This is a genomic window from Betaproteobacteria bacterium (assembly GCA_016720855.1).
Lineage (GTDB): Bacteria > Pseudomonadota > Gammaproteobacteria > Burkholderiales > Usitatibacteraceae > FEB-7.
In genome coordinates this window covers 1,489,940-1,507,776 of sequence record JADKJU010000001.1, presented here as the reverse complement: position 1 = coordinate 1,507,776, position 17,837 = coordinate 1,489,940, and the positions used below count along the sequence as shown (strand labels likewise).

Below are 17,837 nucleotides of genomic sequence, written 5' to 3'. Positions count from 1 at the left end.
CCATGCCTCGCAACGTCTTCTACGCACAGTCGGGCGGGGTGACCGCGGTGATCAACGCGAGCGCCGCCGGCGTCATCGAGACCGCCCGCAAGCACCGCACGAAGATCGGCAAGGTCTTCGCCGGGCGCGACGGCATCCTGGGCGCGCTGCACGAGAACCTGATCGACACCAGCCGCGAATCCGCCGCATCCATCCGCGCGCTCATGCACACGCCCGGCGGCGCCTTCGGCTCCTGCCGCTACAAGCTCAAGGGCGTCGAGAAGGGCGGCCACGAATACGAGCGCCTGATCGAGGTGTTCAAGGCGCACGACATCGGCTATTTCTTCTACAACGGCGGCAACGATTCGGCCGACACCTGCCTCAAGGTTTCGCGCATCGCCGCCGAACTGGGCTACCCGCTCGTCGCCGTGCACGTGCCCAAGACGATCGACAACGACCTGCCGATCACCGACACCTGCCCCGGCTTCGGTTCGGTGGCCAAGTACGTGGCGACCAGCATGCTGGAGGCGGGATTCGACATCGCTTCCATGGCAAAGACCTCGACCAAGGTCTTCGTGCTCGAGGTGATGGGCCGGCATGCCGGCTGGATCACCGCGGCGGTGGGCCTCGCCCAGTCGAAGGCCGCCGAAGCCCCCCATGTGCTGCTGTTCCCCGAGATCGCCTTCGACGAGGCCGCGTTCCTCGCAAGAGTGGATCACTGCGTGAAGCGATTCGGCTACTGCGCCGTCGGCGTGTCGGAAGGGCTGCGCGACCTTGAGGGCCGATTCCTCTCCGAGACGGGGCTCAAGGACGCCTTCGGCCACGCGCAGCTCGGGGGCGTCGCCCCGGTGATCGCGGGCCTCGTGCAGGCGAAGCGGGGCTACAAGGTCCACTGGGCCGTGGCGGACTACCTGCAGCGCTCGGCCCGCCACATCGCCTCGAAGACCGACCTGGAACAGTCCTACGCCGTGGGCAAGGCCGCCGTCGAGCTGGCCCTCAAGGGCGAATCCGGCGTGATGCCGACCATCGTGCGCGTCTCCAGCCGCCCGTACCGCTGGAAAATCGGGGTGGCGAAGCTTGCCGACGTGGCGAACGTCGAAAAGAAGATGCCGCGTGACTACATCGCGAAGGACGGCTTCCACATCACGGCGAAATGCCGCCGCTATCTCGAGCCACTCATCGCTGGCGAGGCGTTTCCCCCGTTCGAGAAGGGCCTTCCCAGGTACGTGCGCCTGAAGAACGTCGCCGTCAGGAAGAAGACGAAGTCCACCTTCGCGCCTTAGCGCGAGGCATACCGGTTCCGAATCGCAAACCCCAGGCAACAAGGAGAAGCAGACCATGAACAACGCACTCATCCTGGCGCTCGCCTGCGGCGCCATCGCGCTGCTGTACGGCGCGTGGACCGCACGCTGGATCCTCTCGCAGCCGGATGGCAACGACCGGATGCGCGAGATCGCCGCGGCGATCCAGGCCGGCGCCAAGGCCTACCTCAACCGCCAGTACGCGACCATCGGCATGGTGGGCGTGGTGATCTTCCTCGTGCTCGGCTTCGTGCCGGGGCTGGGCTGGATGACGGCGCTGGGCTTCGCGATCGGCGCCGTTGCCTCCGGCGCGGCCGGCTTCATCGGGATGAACGTGTCCGTGCGCTCCAACGTGCGCACCGCCGAGGCGGCCCGCGGCGGAATCGCCCCGGCGCTCGACATCGCCTTCAAGGGCGGCGCGATCACCGGCATGCTCGTGGTCGGCCTGGGCCTGCTCTCGGTGACCGGCTTCTTCATCTTCCTGCAGGGCTCGGCCGTGCATGGCGAGAAGATGGGCGACATCGTGAAACCGCTCATCGGGCTCGCGTTCGGCTCCTCCCTCATCTCGATCTTCGCGCGACTGGGCGGCGGCATCTTCACCAAGGGCGCCGACGTGGGCGCGGACCTCGTGGGCAAGGTGGAAGCCGGCATTCCCGAGGACGATCCCCGCAACCCGGCCGTCATCGCCGACAACGTGGGCGACAACGTGGGCGATTGCGCCGGCATGGCCGCGGACCTCTTCGAGACCTATGCCGTGACGATCATCGCGACGATGGTGCTCGGGGCGCTGCTCATCCCGACGGCCGCCATCGTCGGCAACGTGGTGGTCTATCCGCTGGCGCTTGGCGCGGTGTCGATCGTCGCCTCGATCATCGGCTGCTCCTTCGTGAAGACCTCGGAGGGCGGAAAGATCATGAACGCGCTCTACCGCGGCCTCGCGGTGGCGGGCCTGCTTTCCCTCGTCGCCTTCTACTTCGTGACGGACTGGCTGATGCACGATGCCGTGTCCGCGCTTGCGGGCGGCAACATCACGGTGCTCAAGCTCTGGGGCACCTGCATCGTCGGCCTCGTGCTCACCGCGCTCCTGGTGTTCATTACCGAGTTCTACACGGGCACCGAGTGGGGCCCCGTGCAGCACGTGGCCGAGGCTTCCACCAAGGGACATGCCACCAACATCATCGCGGGAATCGGCGTGTCGATGCGCTCGACCGCCTGGCCGGTGCTCTCGGTCTGCGCGGCGATCTGGGCCTCCTACTCGCTCGCGGGCCTCTACGGCATCGCGATCGCCGCCACCTCGATGCTCTCGATGGCCGGCATCATCGTGGCGCTGGACGCCTACGGGCCGATCACGGACAACGCGGGCGGCATCGCGGAGATGGCCGAGTTGCCCAAGGAGGTGCGCAACGTGACAGACCCGCTCGATGCCGTGGGCAACACGACCAAGGCCGTGACCAAGGGCTACGCCATCGGTTCGGCGGGCCTCGCCGCACTCGTCCTGTTCGCCGACTACACGCACAAGCTCGAGGAGACGGGCCGGCACCTGACGTTCGACCTGTCGAACCCGGCCGTCATCATCGGCCTTTTCGCCGGCGGACTCATTCCCTACCTCTTCGGCGCCATGGCGATGGAGGCGGTGGGCCGCTGCGCGGGCTCGGTGGTGGAGGAGGTTCGCCGCCAGTTCCGCGAGATCAAGGGCATCATGGAAGGCACGGCCAAGCCCGACTACTCGCGCGCGGTGGACATGCTCACGAAGGGCGCCATCAAGGAGATGATGATCCCGTCGCTGCTGCCGGTGCTCTCTCCGGTGGCGGTGGCCCTGATCGTCGGCTTCCTGATGGGCCGGGACGCCGGCGTGCAGGCCCTGGGCGGCATGCTCATGGGCACCATCGTGACGGGACTCTTCGTCGCGATCTCCATGTGCACCGGCGGCGGCGCCTGGGACAACGCCAAGAAGTACATCGAGGACGGCCATCACGGCGGCAAGGGCTCGGATGCCCACAAGGCCGCGGTCACGGGCGACACGGTGGGCGACCCCTACAAGGACACGGCCGGCCCCGCGGTGAACCCGCTCATCAAGATCATCAACATCGTGGCGCTGCTCATCGTGCCGCTGCTTTAGGCGGTTGGCAGTAAACTTCGCGGGCCGGCGGGTCTTCCCCGCCGGCCTTTTTCGTCTGGTGCGAGATGCGGTGCCTGCCACCGTGCCTGGCGCCGCAGGAGATCCCGTCATGTCCCTCGCCTTCTACCACGGCCACGGCTCGCCCTATTCCTGGCGCGTCTGGCTGGCCCTCGAGCACCTCGGCATCCCCTACGAACTCAAGGTGCTGTCGTTCGCCGACAAGGACCTCACGAAGCCCGAGTTCGTCGCGATCAATCCGCGCCACCAGGTGCCCACGATCGTGCACGACGGGTTCGTGCTGTGGGAGTCGCTCGCGATCCTCGAGTACCTCGACGAGATCGCCGGCACGCGGCGGCTGTATCCCGGCACGGCGCAGGAGCGCGCGCGCATCCGCCGCCTCGTGCGCGAGGACGAGGAGCACCTGGACCGCAAGGGGCTTACGCCGATCTACGATGAGCTCTACAAGAAGCCCGAGGGCGTGGCGCCGGACGAGGTCCGCCTGGAGGAGGGGCGCCGCACGCTTGCCGCCGAGCTGGACCACTTCGGGCGCGAGCTGCGCGGAGCCTACCTCGGGGGGGACTCGCCGGGCGCGGCCGACTTCGTCCTCTACCCGGACGTCGCGTACGTGAAGCGCATCGGCGAAAAGAAGCCCGTCTCGAAGCTCGCCGGGATCCTCCCGCCGCCCATCGCGCAATGGGCGGGGCGCATCGAGGCGCTGCCGTACTTCGACAAGACCTTTCCCCCGCACTGGCGTTCGTGAAGTTCGACCTGCTCGCCACCGACGGCGCCGCGCGACGCGGCACGCTCGCGCTGGCCCACGGCGAGGTCGCCACGCCGGCCTTCATGCCGGTGGGCACCTACGGCACGGTGAAGGCGATGACGCCGGCGGAACTCGTCGAGGTCGGCGCCGACATCGTGCTCGGCAACACGTTCCACCTGTGGCTGCGCCCGGGGATGGAGGTGATCGCCGCGCACGGCGGCCTGCACCGCTTCATGGGCTGGGACGGGCCCATCCTCACCGATTCCGGCGGCTTCCAGGTGTACAGCCTGGGCCCGCTGCGGAAGGTGAGCGAGGAGGGCGTCGCCTTCCAGTCGCCGGTGAACGGCGACAAGCTCTTCCTCACGCCCGAGGAGTCGATGCGCATCCAGCGCGTCCTCGATTCCGACATCGCGATGGTCTTCGACGAGTGCACCGCCTACCCCGCCACGCGCGACGAGACGGCGGATTCCATGCGGCTCTCCTTGCGCTGGGCCGCGCGCTCGAAGCGGGCGCACGAGGGCAATGCCAACGCCCTCTTCGGCATCGTGCAGGGTGGCATGCACGAGGACCTTCGCGACGAATCCCGGGGGGCGCTGGAGGCGATCGGCTTCGACGGCTACGCCATCGGCGGCCTGTCCGTGGGCGAGCCCGGGCAGGACATGGCGCGCATCCTGGCGCATACGGCGCCGAAGCTCCCCGCCGATCGCCCGCGTTACCTGATGGGGGTGGGAACGCCGGAAAACCTCGTCGATGCCGTGGCTGCCGGTGTGGACCTCTTCGATTGCGTCCTGCCCACGCGAAACGCGCGCAACGGCTGGCTGTTCACGCGCTTCGGCGACCTCAGGATCAAGAACGCGCGCCACCGGGCGGACGTGCATCCGCTCGACGAGGAGTGCGCCTGCTACACCTGCCGCCATTTCACGCGCGCCTACCTGCACCACCTGCACCGCGCCAACGAGATCCTCGGCGCGCGGCTCAATACCATCCACAACCTCTTCTACTACCAGATCCTGATGCGCGAAATGCGGCAGGCCATCGAGGCTGGCGCCTTCGCCGCTTTCCGGGAGCGTTTCCACCGCGACCGGGGCGCCACGGCCGCTGCGCCCTGAGGGGCCTTGAACCCCCCGCCTTCCGCCTCCACCTGGGGTCGAATGACGTCCCTCGGCATGCTAGAATCGCATGTTTTTCCGGCAAGTTAAGCCCTTGCCGCATCAAGACATTCCGCCCGGAGACCCACATGATCGGAACCGCATACGCCCAGGCCGCCGGCCAGGCTTCGCAGGGCGACACGCTGATGGGCCTGCTGCCCATCATCCTGATGTTCGTGATCCTCTACTTCCTCATGATCCGTCCGCAGATGAAGAAGGCGAAGGAGCACAAGTCGATGCTGGAAGCGCTGCAGAAGGGCGACGAGGTGGTCGCCGTCGGCATCGTCGGCAAGATCACGAAGATCACCGACAACTACGTCGGCCTCGAAGTGGCCGACAAGGTCGTGATCCAGGTCCAGAAGCAGGCCGTGAACACGCTCCTGCCCAAGGGCACCATCAAGGACGCCCAGTAGCGGCCCATCGCGCATGAACAAGTACCCGGCCTGGAAGTACGTCCTCATCGCCGTCGCGCTGGTGGTGAGCATCATCTACGCCGCGCCAAACCTTTTCGGCGAGGTGCCGGTGGTTCAGGTCTCCGGCGCGCGCGCCTCGGTGAAGGTGGAGGCGCCCCTGCAATCCGATCTCGTGGCGGCCCTCAAGGGCGCGGGCATCGCGATGGCCGGGATCGAGGGCGAGGAAGGGCAGGCGATCTTCCGCTTCGCCGACACCGACACCCAGATCAAGGCGCGCGACATCATCCAGGCGAAGGTGCCGCCGGGATACGTCGTGGCGCTGAACCTGCAGTCGGCCACGCCCAAGTGGCTGCAGGCGCTGGGCGCCAAGCCCATGTACCTGGGCCTCGACCTGCGCGGGGGCGTGCACTTCCTGTTGCAGGTGGACATGAAGGCGGCCGCCAACAAGTCGGTCGAGCGCTACCTCGGCGACGTGCGGGGCCTGCTGCGCGACAAGAAGATCTACTACTCGGGCCTGGCGCGCGAGGGTGACCGCGTGGTGGTCCGCTTCCGCGAGAACGACCAGCGCGCCGCGGCCCTGAAGCTCATCGAGAAGGAGATGCCGGACCTGACCCTGCGCGAACAGGCCGCGGGCGAGGAAGCGGGCATCGTCGCCACGATCAAGCCCGAGGTCGTGAAGAAGGAGCAGGAGCTCGCCCTCCAGCAGAACATCCAGACGCTGCGCAACCGCGTGAACGAACTGGGCGTGGCCGAGCCCATCATCCAGCAGCAGGGCGTCGATCGCATCGTGGTGCAGCTGGCCGGCGTGCAGGACCCGGGCCGCGCCAAGGAGATCCTCGGCCGCACCGCCACGCTCGAAGTGCGCCTGGTCTCGGAAGAGCATGCGTCAGGCCCCGGCCAGAACGCCTTCGCCGCCTACAAGGACCAGCCCGCGCCCTTCGGCACCGACAAGTTCCTCGACGCCGAGGGCAACACGGTGCTGGTGAAGAAGACGGTGGTGATCACGGGCGACCGGATCAAGGACGCGCAACCGGGCTTCGATCAGCGCGACGGCCGGCCCGTCGTCTCGATGGCGCTCGACGACAGCGGCGGGCGCATCATGCGCCAGACGACGCGCGAGAACCTCAAGAAGCGCATGGGCATGATGCTGGTGGAGCGCAATTCCACCACCGTGCTCACGTGGCCAGTGATCCAGGAGGAATTCGGCAACCGCTTCCAGATTTCCGGCATCGGTGACGTGCAGGAGGCCCGCAACCTGGCGCTGCTGCTGCGCGCCGGCGCGCTGGCCGCCCCCATGGACATCATCGAGGAGCGCACCGTCGGGCCGTCCCTGGGCGCGGAGAACATCGCCAAGGGCTTCAGGTCCGTGGTCTACGGATTCATGGCCATCGCCGTCTTCATGATCGTGTACTACGTGCTCTTCGGCATGATCTCGGTGGCGGCCCTGGCATCGAACCTGCTTTTCCTCGTGGCGCTGCTGTCGATGCTCCAGGCCACGCTCACGCTCCCCGGCATCGCGGCCATCGCGCTGGCGCTCGGCATGGCGATCGACGCCAACGTGCTCATCAACGAGAGGATCCGCGAGGAGCTCCGCGCCGGCATGAGCCCGCAGATGGCCATCCAGGTGGGCTACGAGCGCGCGTTCGACACGATTTTCGACTCCAACGTCACGACACTCATCGCGGGCCTGGCCCTGCTCGCCTTCGGTTCCGGCCCCGTGCGCGGGTTCGCGGTCGTGCATTGCCTGGGTATCCTCACCTCGATCTTCAGCGCGGTGATGGTCTCGCGCGGCATCGTGAACCTGATCTACGGCGGCCGCAGGAAGGTCGTCAACGTGTCCATCGGCAACACCAACTGGCACAAGAAGGCCGCGGCCTGACGCCGCCGGCCTGACGCCAAGACCCAAGGACATTCCGAATGGAATTCTTCAAGATCCGGCGCACGATCCCCTTCATGCGCCACGCGCTGGTGTTCAACGTGATCTCGCTCATCACGTTCTTGCTGGCGGTTGGTTTTCTTGCCGCGCGCGGCCTGCACTTCTCCATCGAGTTCACCGGCGGCACGGTGATGGAGGTGACGCACGACAAGCCCGCACAGCCCGACCGCATTCGCGAGGCCCTCGGCGCGGCCGGCTTCAAGGACATCAACGTCCTCAAGTTCGGCTCGTCGCAGGACGTCCTGATCCGTCTTCCGCTCAAGGCCAACCCGGACCCGAAGATCCAGAACGAGGAGATGCAGAAGCAGAGCCTGGCGGCGATGCAGGTGCTCAGGAGCGTGGACGCCTCCGCGAAGATCGTCCGGACCGAGTTCGTGGGCGGCCAGGTGGGCAAGGAGCTCGCCACCGACGGCGCGCTCGCGCTCCTGGTGGTTTGCCTGGGCATCATGGTCTACCTGGCGTTTCGCTTCGAGTGGCGCTTCGCCGTGGCCACCATCATCGCGAACCTGCACGACGTGGTGATCATCCTGGGCATGTTCGCGGCGTTCCAGTGGGAATTCTCGCTGCCGGTGCTGGCGGCCGTGCTGGCGATCCTGGGCTATTCGGTGAACGAGTCCGTGGTCATCTTCGACCGGGTGCGCGAGAACTTCCGCAAGATGCGCCGCGCCTCGGTGGACGAGATCATGGACGCCTCCATCACCGGCACGATCTCGCGCACGATCATCACCCACGGCTCCACGCAGATGATGGTGCTCGCGATCCTCTTCTTCGGCGGCGCCAGCCTGCACTACTTCGCCCTCGCGCTCACCATCGGCATCTGCTTCGGCATCTACTCCTCGGTGCTGGTGGCCGCCCCGCTCGCGAAGTACCTCGGCGCCTCGCGCGAGGATTTCGTGAAGCCGGAGAAGAAGACCGCCGAGCCCGTGGTGCCCTGAGGCGGTGGAGCTGATCGCGGGGTTGCTGGACATCGTCCTGCGCCTCGATGTCCACCTCGGGATGCTCGTGCGCGACTACGGCGCGTGGGTGTACGCGATTCTCTTCGCGGTGATTTTCGCGGAGACGGGGCTCGTGGTCACTCCTTTCCTGCCGGGCGACTCGCTCCTCTTCGTGGCGGGGGCGCTGGCCGCGCTCGGAGGGATGGACGTGCATCTCCTCGTCGCCGCGCTCACGATCGCGGCGGTTCTCGGGAACACCACCAACTACGCGATCGGGCGATGGCTCGGCCGCCGGATCTTCGACGGTGCAGGGTCGCGCTGGGTCAAGCGCGAGCACCTCGACCGCACGCATGCTTTCTACGAGCGCTACGGCGGCGCCGCGGTCGTGATTTCGCGCTTCCTGCCGATCATCCGGACCTACGTCCCGTTCGTGGCCGGGCTCGCCGAGATGGGATATGCCCGCTTCACCGCCTTCAACGTGGGGGGCGCGGTGCTGTGGGTCGCCTCCCTGGCCTACGCCGGGTACTTCTTCGGCAACCTTCCCTGGGTGCGCGCGAACCTCACCCCCATCATTCTCGGGATCATCGCGGTGAGCCTCGTGCCGCTCGTGGTGGCCGCCTGGAAGTCGCGCGGCGGGGCGCGGGTTTGACGCCCCCCGCCGGCTCGGCCTAGATTCATTCCATGCCCGCCCTCGATTCCCAGGTCTTCGACATCACGCGCGCGATCCAGCTCGCGGTGGCGCCGGTGTTCCTCCTTACCGCCATCGGGACGCTCATCAATGCGCTCACCGGGCGTCTGGGCCGCGCCGTGGACAGGCGGCGCAAGCTCGAGGAACTGCTCAGCGCGTTCGAGGGAGAGATGCACGCGTCGATGCTGGGCGAGTTGAGCGTCCTTGCGCGCCGCATCAAGCTCGTCCTCTGGTCCATCACGGCCGCCGTGTTCTCCGCGCTGCTGGTGTGCCTGCTCGTCGGAACGGCGTTTCTCGGCGCTTTCGTGGATTTCCACCTCGCGAAGCCCGTGGCTGCGCTCTTCGTGATGGCGATCCTGGCGCTCACGGTCTGCCTGCTGCTCTTCCTGCGCGAGGTGTACCTCGCCAACGTCGCGGATCGGGCGCGATTCGTCGGCTGACCGCGCTCACTTCGCGCGCAGGTAGGCCACGGCGGCCGCGAAGAACGCCGCCCCGAGCGCGATCTCCAGCACGGCGAGCCGTGCGGACGGCCCGGGGTCGGATGCGGCCCGCACCGCGCCTTCCACCAGGTACGCCCATACCAGGAGCGAGCTCCACTTGAAGGTGTAGCGCCTCCCGCGCAGCAGGCCCATCAGCGGAAACAGCAGCGGAAGGACCTTGAGCACCAGCCACGACCCGCCGGGGCGCAGCGGCGCGAGGAACGTCTCCCACGCAAGGCCCAGGAAGACCAGGCCGATCCACGCCGCGCAGGCGACGAGCCAGGCGGCGCGCGCGTTCACGCCGCGAGCCGCCTCGCGACGTTGGCCAGTCGCTTGCCCAGCGAGAACGCGAGCCGCTTTTCCTCGTCGCTCACCGGGCGATCGCCCAGCGGGCCGGCGACGTGGGAGGCGCCATAGGGCGTGCCGCCGCCTTTCGTCGTGTTGAGGTCCGGCTCGGTGTAGGGAATGCCCACGAGCACCATGCCGTGATGCAGCAGCGGCACCATCATCGTGAGCAGGGTGGCCTCCTGGCCGCCGTGCATCGACGAGGTGGAGGTGAAGACCGCCGCGGCCTTGCCCGCGAGCGTGCCCCGCGACCACTCGCCACCCAGAGAATCGAGAAAATGCTTCATGGGCGCGGCCATGTTGCCGAACCGCGTCGGCGAGCCCAGCGCGAGCCCCACGCATTCCTCGAGGTCGCGCGGCTCCACGTAGGGCGGGCCGGAGGCGGGGACGGCGGGGGCGGCGACCTCGGTGACCGGCGAGACGCGCGGGACGGTGCGCACGCGCGCGCGCATGCCGTCCACGGACTCGATGCCGCGCGCCACGCTCTCGGCGAGCGCGCGCACGGAGCCGGTGCTGCTGTAGAAGAGTACGAGGATGTCGGCCATGGGGTCCTTTCGCGGGTGCTATCATACCCGCCGCTTGAAGCCGCTCCCCGCCTTCCTCCGCGACCCCGCCGGGTTCATCGCGTTCGTCTTCCGCCGCTGGCGCGAGGACCGCTGCCCGCAGATCGCCGGCAGTCTCACCTTCACCACGCTGCTCGCGCTCGTCCCGCTCTTCACGGTCGTCGTGGCGCTGCTCTCGGCGCTGCCCTTCTTCGAGGGCGTGATGGTGCAGATCAAGATCTTCCTGCTGCTGAATCTCGTCCCCGAGATCGCGGGCAGGATCATCACCGTGTACATGGCGCAGTTCGCGGAAGCCGCCGGGAGCCTCACCACGCTGTCGCTCGCGGTCCTGTTCGCGATGTCGATCGCGACGCTCCACACCGTGGACCGGTCGCTCAACGTCATCTGGCGCGTTGGCCGGCACCGGCCCGCGTGGCTCTCCGTGGCGGGATACACGGCGCTCCTCGTGCTCGGCCCGGCGCTCGTGGGCCTTTCCCTCTGGACGACCTCCTGGTTGGTGGCCGCTTCCATCGGGCACCTCGCCATGCCTTTGGGGATGGAGTCGGCTCTCCTCGAAGTTGCGCCGGTGTCGGTGAGCGCGCTGGCCTTCTTTCTCGTCTATCGCATCATCCCGAACCGCCACGTGCCGGCGCGGCACGCGCTCGCCGGCGGCATACTCGCCGCCGTCGTGTTCGAGGCGATGAAATCGGCGTTCGCGGCCTACATAAAGGCGGTCCCGACCTACCGACTCGTTTACGGCGCTTTCGCCTCGGTCCCGATATTCCTGCTGTGGCTTTACCTCTCCTGGCTGGTCGTGCTCCTCGGGGCGGAGTTCACGGCGTCGCTCGCCTATTGGCGAGGCCGCCGGTGGCGCCGGAAGGATTCGCCGGAGGCGGAACGCCGGGGCGCGTTCGAGATCGGGCGCGCGCTGGCCGCCGCCGGAGGCGAGCCGGTTGCGTTCGGCAGGCTGCGCGAATCGATCGACCTGTCCGACGAACGGCTCGAGGACCTGTTGCACCACCTGGTGGAAACGGGCGCCGTGCGCCGCTCGCGCAGGGGCTGGGCGCTGGCTGAAGCAGGGAAGGGCGCGCCGCCCTGATCAGGACGGCGAGACGTGGAACAGCTCGAACCGCCCGGTACGCTCGATGAGGGTGGTCGCGCGCACGCGCGTGATGAAGCCCTCTTCCTCGATCTCGAACTCGCGAAGGTCGCTGTACGTCGCCGGGGCCGTGAGGAGCGTGTCGGCATTTTCGAACCCATCGTCATCGGAGAGGATCAGGCCGAGGCGGTTCTGGCCCGAGGCGCTGACGGTCGGTTGCACGGAGACGCACCGGGACGCCGGGGCGAGGAACTGGATGCCGAATTCCATCCCGCCTTCGTCCACCATCGTGAGCCAGCGCACCACGCCGACCGTCCAGTGCGACTTCCCCAGGAACTTGATGCCGAGCACCTCGCCCACCGTGATGGCCTGGATGAAGGCGCCGATGCGGCGAACCTTGAGCCCGCCCGCGCTCTGGTTCACCACGTCCCACTCGCCGACGTTCATGCTCTTCGAGACCTCGTCGTCGGGCACCAGGATGAGGGGGATGGTGATGCCGCGCTCGATCGCATCGGCTTCCCTCCGGGCATCCCCTTGCGACTGGATCGCGACGAAATGCGTGATGGCGCGCATGCCGGCGCAGATCGCGACGCTAGTGTCCATCGGATCGCGGCGGGAGGTGCGCTTGGGCGGGTCGCCCCACAGAGTCACGAGCTTGCCCACCAGCAAGATCACGTCGGGGCCCATCGACTTGCTGGTGGTCGACGACACATTGCCCGCTTCCACGGCCTGGCGGCGCGCGCGCAGCCGTTCCACCAGCGCATTGGTGTCGAGGAGCCGCCAGTTGGGGCCGCCCGGGTCGTCGTTGGCGGAAAGCAGCGGCTTGGGTGGCTTGTCCTGGTCGCACGGCACGAGGAAGTGCCCGCCGGGCCGGGTCGAGGGCCGCGCCTGGCCCAGCGTGAACGCGCCTCGCTGGCCGCGTATCACCTGAGCGATGCGATCCAGTTCGCCCGGGATCAGCCGGTAGGGGTCGGTGAGGGCGACGAGCAGCGTCTCCGAGTAGAGGTCCGCGATCCCGGCCTTGCTCTCGGGATCGGCGGGCTCCGCGGCAAGCCCCTCCTTCTCGGCATGCAGGTAAAGCGTGTGGATCTCTCGCCAAGCGCCCGCAGGAATGGGCGTGTAGGACCGGTAGCTCGCGCGCAGCAGCCTCACGAGGCACTCCATGGCGCGATAGACGAGTAGCGGCATCTGCTTCTTCGCACCGAATGCGAGGAGCTTGCCGGTCTTCTCGAGGATGAGGATCTTGTAGCCGTAGGCGAATTCCGTCGCCAACTCGCGCGCCAGGGCAAGCGCTTCGCGCGCCTTCGCGGGAAGCGGCAGGAGTGATTTTCCGTAGATCGCGTCGAGCTCGTCGAACACCACGTGGGCGATGGGGTGGTAGGCCTCGAGGATCTGCAGGCGGTCGTCGAACTCCACCTTGGTGCGGTTCATCGCACAGAGGTTGGCCAGAATCTTGCGGCCCGCTTCGGCGCTCAGGCTCAGTGGCAGCGATTCCACCCACGCCTTCGCCTGCTTCGGGCGCAGTTCGAGGTCCTTCGGAGGGGCAATGCGGTCGGTGGGGACCCGCAGGTCGAGGGCCATTATTATGTTAATCTTTGATTTTGAAGGATTTTAACCGGCCGGACTGCTGACAACGCATTGCCCCGCCGCCCCGGCAAAACAGGATAGACGACCGCGATGTTTTTGAAAACGAAAGGATTCCACGTCGTGCCCCCCCTCCGGGCCGCGGCGCTCTTCCTCGCGCTGGCCGCCGGTGCCCCTGCGGCGCATGCGTTCGACGTGACCGACACGGAAGGAAAGCATCACCGGCTCGCCGATTACCGCGGCAAGTGGGTGGTGGTGAATTTCTGGGCGACGTGGTGCACGCCCTGCATCAAGGAGATTCCCGAGATCGCCGATTTCCAGCGCGCGAACTCGCCCGCGCGTGCCGTGGTCCTCGGCATCGCCCTCGACGTCGAGGACGAGGCGAAGACGCGGCTGTTCGCGAAGAAAATCGGCCACACGTACCCGCTGGTCCTGGAAGACGAGGACACCGAGAAGCAGTTCGGCAAGGTGAAGGGGCTGCCCACCACCGTGATCTTCGACCCCGCCGGCAAGCGCGTGTACGACCGCACGGGCACGGTGACCCGCAAGTCGCTCGAGGACGCGATCGCATCGCCCGCGAAGACCGGGGGCTAGCGCCGCAAGCGTCGCCGTTCCAGGCGGGCCGCGCGTCGGTGAGCGATGGTGGAGGAGGGAGGTCAGGAAAATAAAAATGCGGGTGCGTTTTTTTTGTTTCCGGCCGAATGAACGTGCCCTCAGCTGCGACGCCGTAGACATCTCGACATGGGTTCGGTCGACGATGCTCGATGCAATTCAACTCGGCCGGAAACAAAAAAAACGCACCCGCATTTTTATTTTCCTGATCTCCCTCCGGCCCCGCTTCGCGCCGTCTCGCCCTACCGCGCTTACGCGCCCGTGGACCAGCGCTCGCTCAGCGCGCGCAGCACGCGCTCGGGGTACTCCGGACGGCCGAGGCTGCCGTTGTAGCGGCCGAGCGCGTTGTGCAGGTTGCCGTCCTCCATGCGCAGATAGTGGCGCAGGATCACGCAGCCGTAGCGCAGGTTGGTGCGCATCTGGAACAGGTTCTGCCCCGGCATGCCGATCTCGCGTACCCAGAACGGCATCACCTGCATGTAGCCGCGCGCGCCGGCCGAGGACACGGCGTACTTCCGGAAGCCGCTCTCCACGTCGATCACCGCGAGCACCAGCCGCGGATCCAGCCCCGCGCGCAGCGCTTCGTAGCGGACCATCACCAGGAGGTCGCGCGTGACCCTGTCGTCGCGCACACGCTGGTGCACGCGGCCATGCATGGCGTTCACCCACGCGCGGGTATCGGCGTCGTCCCCGCGCGCGAGGTCGCGGTCGGTCACCGACTTGGCGAGCGTGGACCGGATGGCGGCCGACAACGGCTCCTGCTTTTGCGCGCCGGCCAAAGCGGCGGGGGCGCAGGCCAGGGTCGCGATCGCGAGCACGATCGCGGCGACGGGGCGCCGGTCAGGTCGCGAGGCGCCCACGCACGTGGTCGGCCACCGAAGCCAGGGCGACCTTCGTCGCCTCGGCATCGCGCCGGTGCTGGTACTCGGCCACGCCTTCCTTGAGCCCGCGCTCGCCGATCACGACGCGGTGCGGGATCCCGATCAGTTCCTGGTCGGCGAGCAGGACGCCGGGACGCTCGTTGCGGTCGTCGAGGATCACCTCCACGCCGGCGGCCGTGAGCTCGGCGTAGAGCTTCTCGGCGGCAGCCTTCACCGCCTCGCTCTTGTGGTACCCGAGCGGGATCACCGCGACGACATAGGGCGCCATGGGATCGGGCCAGATGATTCCCTTCTCGTCGTGGTTCTGCTCGATGGCCGCGCCCACGATGCGCGTGACGCCGATCCCGTAGCAGCCCATCTCGAAGGCCTTCTGGGTGCCGTCCTCGGCGGTGAACGTGGCGCCCATCGCCTCGGAATAGCGACGGCCCAGGGCGAACACGTGTCCCACCTCGATGCCGCGCACGATCGCGAGCCGGCCCTTGCCGTCGGGGGAGGGGTCGCCCGGGACCACGTTGCGGATGTCCGCGACGAGATCCGGCTCCGGGCAGTCGCGGCCCCAGTTGACGCCGCGCAGGTGGAAATCCCTCGCGTTGGCGCCGCAGATGAAATCGGACATCGCGGCAACCGTCCGGTCGGCGATGACGGTGATCTTCGCGCGGTCGAGTCCCACGGGCCCCAGGTAGCCCGCGGGTCCGTCGGCGGCGGCGAGGATCTCCTCGTCGCTGGCCCAGCGCCATCCCTTGAGGCCGTGCAGCTTGCCCACCTTGATCTCGTTGACCGAGTGGTCGCCGCGGATGAGCAGCATGTGCACGCGGTGGTTGGCGTAGAGAAGAATCGCCTTCACCGTGCGCAGAAGCGGCTCGTTCCAGAGCTTCGCCACGCCCTCGCAGGTGGAAGTCCCGGGCGTCGGGTCCTTCTTCACGGGTTCGGCGGGAGTGCCGCGCGGCATGGCGGGCGCCAGCGCCTCGGCCTGCTCGATGTTGGCGGCATAGTCGGAGCCGTCCGAATAGGCGATCTGGTCCTCGCCCGAATCGGCCAGCACCTGGAACTCGTGCGAGGCGCTGCCGCCGATTTCGCCGGTATCCGCCACGACGGGGCGGAAGGTGAGCCCCAGCCGCGTGAAGATGCGCACGTACGCATCGAACATCTTGCGGTACGAGGCGAGCATGGCGGCTTCGTCCGCGTCGAAGGAGTAGGCATCCTTCATCGAGAACTCGCGCGCGCGAAGCACGCCGAAGCGCGGCCGGATCTCGTCGCGGAACTTGGTCTGGATCTGGTAGAAGTTGACCGGGAGCTGGCGATAGCTGCGCAGCTCCTTGCGCGCGATGTCGGTGATGACCTCCTCGGCCGTCGGCGCGTAGCAGAACTCGCGCTCGGCGCGGTCCTTGATGCGCAGCATCATCGGGCCGTAGAGCTCCCACCGCCCGGTTTCCTGCCACAGCTCCGCGGGCTGGACCGGCGGCATGATGACCTCGAGCGCCCCGGCGCGATCCATCTCCTCTCGCACGATGCGCTCCACCTTGTGCAGCACGCGCATGCCCATCGGGAGCCACGAGTACAGCCCGCTGCCGAGCTTGCGGATGAGCCCCGCCCGCAGCATGAGCTTGTGGCTGGGAAGCTCGGCTTCCTGGGGGGCTTCCTTGAGGGTGGCGAGGAAGAACTGACTGGCGCGCATGAGCTCTCCGGGGCTGGGCAAGGTAGAACGAGCTGTTTTCGGAATCAAATCATCGGCTTGCGAGACCGCATTCTACACCGGGGGAAATGGCCGGGTCGCTGGCGGGCACTCGCAAACTGTGGAAAAATAGCCTCAACTCAACGGATTGGATGGTGACTGCCATGATCGATCGGGACGGTTATCGCCCGAACGTCGCCATCGTGCTCGTCAACCTCAAGAACCAGGTCTTTTGGGGCAAGCGCATCAAGGAGCACGCTTGGCAGTTCCCGCAGGGCGGCATCAAGGCGGGGGAATCTCCCGAGCAAGCGATGTATCGCGAGCTCGAGGAGGAGACGGGACTCAAGCCCGCGCACGTCGAGATCATCGGCCGCACGCGCGACTGGCTGCATTACCACGTGCCCAGCCACTGGGTGAAGCGCGAATGGCGCGGCACCTACAAGGGGCAGAAGCAGATCTGGTTCCTGCTGCGCCTCGTCGGCCGCGACACGGATGTATCGCTGCGAGCGAGCGGCCACCCCGAGTTCGACGCGTGGCGGTGGCACGACTACTGGGTCCCGCTCGATACGGTGATCGACTTCAAGCGCGAGGTTTACCGCATGGCGCTCGAGCAACTTGCCGTTTACCTGCACGTGAGCGAGTGCCGGCACGTCGGCATTTCGCCCTACGGGCGCCGGCGCCGGCCGCCGCGTCCGCGCCCGGTGGCCGGCGTCTCCGACTGACGGGCCCGCTTCAGAAACCGCCCGTGCGGCCCGGCAGCATGAGTCCGCTCAGGACGCCGACAATGAGGGAGATCACGATGCCCACGACGATCACCACGGCGGTGTAGGGCATCGCCTTTTCAGCCGGCGTCTTCATGAGTCGCGGAAGGCCCACGTAAAGCAGGTAGAGACTGTAGAGCCCGAGGATCGACAGGATCGAGAGCGCCGGAATGAAGTGAAACGCGCCGGCGAGCCACGAGGCCACGGGCGCAAACGCCGCCACCTTGAAGGCCTGCATGAAGTTCTTTTCCCCGCCGAAGTTGGGCGAGAGGGTGTCGATGATCAGGGCGAACACGTAAACGGTGCCGAGCGACAGCAGGTAGGAAGCGATCGCTTGCGCGATGCCGCTCACCACCGGCACACGGTACGAAAAGCCGAATGCCCCGACCCCGACGATCGAGAACCCGACGAAGGTCGCGAGCGCCGGGATCGCGGCCAGGATCATGATCCAGCCGGTATACAGGCCCTGCACGGTATGCGTCTCCGAGGAGATCTTGTCCCACTCCGCTGCCGGCGTGAGGATGAGGCTCTTTGCGCGTTCGACGAGGTTCATGGTGCCCTCCCAAGGCAGTTGTTGTCAGGG

Annotated in this window: 18 protein-coding genes; 12 read left to right on the top strand and 6 right to left on the bottom strand. The window is 67.4% G+C overall.

Translation table 11 applies throughout. The features are described 5' to 3' along the window. The first annotated feature begins 2 nt into the window (after positions 1 to 2). The 9 genes from IPP91_06745 to IPP91_06705 all read left to right on the top strand — a co-directional run bounded on the left by IPP91_06745 (position 3) and on the right by IPP91_06705 (position 9,719). Positions 3 to 1,262 carry a 6-phosphofructokinase gene (locus IPP91_06745; GenBank protein ID MBL0141762.1) on the top strand — a complete coding sequence of 420 codons (1,260 nt, stop codon included), beginning with the start codon at positions 3 to 5 and terminating at the stop codon, positions 1,260 to 1,262. Between the two features lie 55 nt (positions 1,263 to 1,317). Then, a complete protein-coding gene (locus IPP91_06740) occupies positions 1,318 to 3,399 on the top strand; it encodes a sodium-translocating pyrophosphatase (protein ID MBL0141761.1) in 2,082 nt (693 codons plus the stop codon). A 109-nt stretch (positions 3,400 to 3,508) separates the two neighbouring features. Then, positions 3,509 to 4,159, top strand: coding sequence for a glutathione S-transferase family protein (locus IPP91_06735; protein ID MBL0141760.1), 651 nt, complete (start codon positions 3,509 to 3,511; stop codon positions 4,157 to 4,159). Continuing rightward, the gene (tgt, locus tag IPP91_06730) at positions 4,156 to 5,268 is read left to right on the top strand and encodes a tRNA guanosine(34) transglycosylase Tgt (protein ID MBL0141759.1); all 1,113 of its coding nucleotides are present in this window, start codon (positions 4,156 to 4,158) and stop codon (positions 5,266 to 5,268) included. Before IPP91_06735 ends, tgt begins: the two co-directional genes overlap by 4 nt. A 128-nt stretch (positions 5,269 to 5,396) precedes the next feature. Further along, positions 5,397 to 5,720 (top strand): preprotein translocase subunit YajC, encoded by a 324-nt coding sequence (yajC, locus tag IPP91_06725; protein MBL0141758.1) that lies wholly within the window; start codon positions 5,397 to 5,399, stop codon positions 5,718 to 5,720. A gap of 13 nt (positions 5,721 to 5,733) precedes the next feature. Then, the gene (gene secD, locus IPP91_06720) at positions 5,734 to 7,599 is read left to right on the top strand and encodes a protein translocase subunit SecD (protein ID MBL0141757.1); all 1,866 of its coding nucleotides are present in this window, start codon (positions 5,734 to 5,736) and stop codon (positions 7,597 to 7,599) included. A gap of 38 nt (positions 7,600 to 7,637) precedes the next feature. Continuing rightward, the gene (secF, locus tag IPP91_06715; GenBank protein ID MBL0141756.1) at positions 7,638 to 8,591 is read left to right on the top strand and encodes a protein translocase subunit SecF; all 954 of its coding nucleotides are present in this window, start codon (positions 7,638 to 7,640) and stop codon (positions 8,589 to 8,591) included. 4 nt (positions 8,592 to 8,595) lie between these two features. Then, positions 8,596 to 9,240 (top strand): DedA family protein, encoded by a 645-nt coding sequence (locus IPP91_06710; GenBank protein MBL0141755.1) that lies wholly within the window; start codon positions 8,596 to 8,598, stop codon positions 9,238 to 9,240. A gap of 32 nt (positions 9,241 to 9,272) precedes the next feature. Continuing rightward, a complete protein-coding gene (locus IPP91_06705) occupies positions 9,273 to 9,719 on the top strand; it encodes a DUF2721 domain-containing protein (GenBank protein ID MBL0141754.1) in 447 nt (148 codons plus the stop codon). Between the two features lie 6 nt (positions 9,720 to 9,725). Here the strand turns inward: IPP91_06705 and IPP91_06700 are convergent, their stop codons facing one another. Further along, positions 9,726 to 10,058: a DUF2069 domain-containing protein gene (locus IPP91_06700; GenBank protein MBL0141753.1), complete on the bottom strand. Its 333-nt coding sequence runs from the start codon at positions 10,056 to 10,058 to the stop codon at positions 9,726 to 9,728. Next, positions 10,055 to 10,648 (bottom strand): NAD(P)H:quinone oxidoreductase, encoded by a 594-nt coding sequence (gene wrbA, locus IPP91_06695; GenBank protein ID MBL0141752.1) that lies wholly within the window; start codon positions 10,646 to 10,648, stop codon positions 10,055 to 10,057. Before wrbA ends, IPP91_06700 begins: the two co-directional genes overlap by 4 nt. Positions 10,649 to 10,682: 34 nt before the next feature. Between wrbA and IPP91_06690 the strand changes: the two genes are divergently transcribed. Further along, positions 10,683 to 11,744 carry a YihY family inner membrane protein gene (locus tag IPP91_06690; protein ID MBL0141751.1) on the top strand — a complete coding sequence of 354 codons (1,062 nt, stop codon included), beginning with the start codon at positions 10,683 to 10,685 and terminating at the stop codon, positions 11,742 to 11,744. Here the strand turns inward: IPP91_06690 and IPP91_06685 are convergent, their stop codons facing one another. After that, the gene (locus IPP91_06685) at positions 11,745 to 13,325 is read right to left on the bottom strand and encodes a hypothetical protein (protein ID MBL0141750.1); all 1,581 of its coding nucleotides are present in this window, start codon (positions 13,323 to 13,325) and stop codon (positions 11,745 to 11,747) included. Positions 13,326 to 13,451: 126 nt separating this feature from the next. Here IPP91_06685 and IPP91_06680 point away from each other — a divergent pair, with 126 nt between their 5' ends. After that, positions 13,452 to 13,922: a TlpA family protein disulfide reductase gene (locus IPP91_06680; GenBank protein MBL0141749.1), complete on the top strand. Its 471-nt coding sequence runs from the start codon at positions 13,452 to 13,454 to the stop codon at positions 13,920 to 13,922. 269 nt (positions 13,923 to 14,191) lie between these two features. Here the strand turns inward: IPP91_06680 and IPP91_06675 are convergent, their stop codons facing one another. Together IPP91_06675 and IPP91_06670 are read right to left on the bottom strand one after the other, a co-directional pair. Next, positions 14,192 to 14,848 (bottom strand): transglycosylase SLT domain-containing protein, encoded by a 657-nt coding sequence (locus tag IPP91_06675; GenBank protein ID MBL0141748.1) that lies wholly within the window; start codon positions 14,846 to 14,848, stop codon positions 14,192 to 14,194. Next, complete coding sequence (locus IPP91_06670; protein MBL0141747.1) at positions 14,781 to 16,496, bottom strand: proline--tRNA ligase; 1,716 nt, start codon at positions 16,494 to 16,496, stop codon at positions 14,781 to 14,783. Before IPP91_06670 ends, IPP91_06675 begins: the two co-directional genes overlap by 68 nt. 161 nt (positions 16,497 to 16,657) lie before the next feature. Between IPP91_06670 and IPP91_06665 the strand changes: the two genes are divergently transcribed. Continuing rightward, positions 16,658 to 17,215 (top strand): RNA pyrophosphohydrolase, encoded by a 558-nt coding sequence (locus IPP91_06665; protein ID MBL0141746.1) that lies wholly within the window; start codon positions 16,658 to 16,660, stop codon positions 17,213 to 17,215. 10 nt (positions 17,216 to 17,225) lie between these two features. Here the strand turns inward: IPP91_06665 and IPP91_06660 are convergent, their stop codons facing one another. Further along, positions 17,226 to 17,807, bottom strand: a complete 582-nt coding sequence (locus IPP91_06660) for a YIP1 family protein (protein MBL0141745.1) — start codon at positions 17,805 to 17,807, stop codon at positions 17,226 to 17,228. Positions 17,808 to 17,837 lie beyond the last annotated feature (30 nt).

What these genes read in the sequence shown, in the direction of transcription:
- IPP91_06745 (MBL0141762.1), top strand. Translation starts at nt 3, where the DNA reads ATGCCTCGCAACGTCTTCTACGCACAGTCGGGCGGGGTGACCGCGGTG.
- IPP91_06740 (MBL0141761.1), top strand. Translation starts at nt 1,318, where the DNA reads ATGAACAACGCACTCATCCTGGCGCTCGCCTGCGGCGCCATCGCGCTG.
- IPP91_06735 (MBL0141760.1), top strand. Translation starts at nt 3,509, where the DNA reads ATGTCCCTCGCCTTCTACCACGGCCACGGCTCGCCCTATTCCTGGCGC.
- yajC (MBL0141758.1), top strand. Translation starts at nt 5,397, where the DNA reads ATGATCGGAACCGCATACGCCCAGGCCGCCGGCCAGGCTTCGCAGGGC.
- secD (MBL0141757.1), top strand. Translation starts at nt 5,734, where the DNA reads ATGAACAAGTACCCGGCCTGGAAGTACGTCCTCATCGCCGTCGCGCTG.
- secF (MBL0141756.1), top strand. Translation starts at nt 7,638, where the DNA reads ATGGAATTCTTCAAGATCCGGCGCACGATCCCCTTCATGCGCCACGCG.
- IPP91_06705 (MBL0141754.1), top strand. Translation starts at nt 9,273, where the DNA reads ATGCCCGCCCTCGATTCCCAGGTCTTCGACATCACGCGCGCGATCCAG.
- wrbA (MBL0141752.1), bottom strand. Translation starts at nt 10,648, where the DNA reads ATGGCCGACATCCTCGTACTCTTCTACAGCAGCACCGGCTCCGTGCGC.
- IPP91_06685 (MBL0141750.1), bottom strand. Translation starts at nt 13,325, where the DNA reads ATGGCCCTCGACCTGCGGGTCCCCACCGACCGCATTGCCCCTCCGAAG.
- IPP91_06675 (MBL0141748.1), bottom strand. Translation starts at nt 14,848, where the DNA reads ATGCCGAGGCGACGAAGGTCGCCCTGGCTTCGGTGGCCGACCACGTGC.
- IPP91_06670 (MBL0141747.1), bottom strand. Translation starts at nt 16,496, where the DNA reads ATGCGCGCCAGTCAGTTCTTCCTCGCCACCCTCAAGGAAGCCCCCCAG.
- IPP91_06665 (MBL0141746.1), top strand. Translation starts at nt 16,658, where the DNA reads ATGATCGATCGGGACGGTTATCGCCCGAACGTCGCCATCGTGCTCGTC.
- IPP91_06660 (MBL0141745.1), bottom strand. Translation starts at nt 17,807, where the DNA reads ATGAACCTCGTCGAACGCGCAAAGAGCCTCATCCTCACGCCGGCAGCG.